The organism is Staphylococcus sp. HMSC65H10 (assembly GCF_001839185.1).
Lineage (GTDB): Bacteria > Bacillota > Bacilli > Staphylococcales > Staphylococcaceae > Staphylococcus > Staphylococcus simulans.
Genome location: NZ_KV840400.1, coordinates 1 through 678 on the forward strand (window position 1 = coordinate 1; position 678 = coordinate 678).

The following is a 678-nucleotide window of genomic DNA, read 5'->3' on the forward strand; positions in this document are numbered from 1 at the left end:
CCAACTATTATGACAATCCTATGAATGCACATCTCCATTTACAACTACGTCCGAAGGGAACAAATTTGAATGATGAGAAAGCAGAAGTATGCAGTGGATTGCCAATCGAAAAGTACGATATTAGTAAGCTGAATGCAAAGCAAGATAAATCTAAGAATGGAAGTGAGAAACAATTGAAACATATTTATTCTAACCATATCGAAGGTAATAAAATTACAGCTCCAAAGCCAAGTGTTCAAGGCGTGGTTATCCATAACGATTACGGAAGTATGACACCTGCTCAATATTTACCTTGGCTATACGCACGTGAAAACAATGGTACACATGTTAATGGTTGGGCAAGTGTGTATGCTAACCGTAATGAAGTGTTATGGTATCACCCTACAGACTATGTAGAATGGCATTGCGGTCATCAATGGGCAAATGCTAACTTAATCGGCTTTGAAGTATGCGAATCATATCCGGGGCGCTTGTCAGATAAGTTGTTTTTAGAAAATGAAGAAGCAACTTTAAAAGTGGCAGCTGATGTTATGAGATCTTATGGCTTACCAGTAAACCGGAACACAGTACGACTGCACAATGAGTTCTTTGGTACTTCTTGCCCGCATCGTTCATGGGAATTGCATGTCGGCAAAGGTGCCCCATATACAACCGCTAACCAAAATAAAATGAAGGATT

At 39.5% G+C, this 678-nt stretch carries 1 protein-coding gene; it reads left to right on the plus strand.

The window, feature by feature from the left end; translation table 11 throughout:
- Window positions 1-20 precede the first annotated feature (20 nt).
- Window positions 21-678: peptidoglycan recognition protein family protein (locus tag HMPREF3270_RS10960; RefSeq protein WP_256324376.1), on the plus strand; the 658-nt coding region annotated here is incomplete at its 3' end.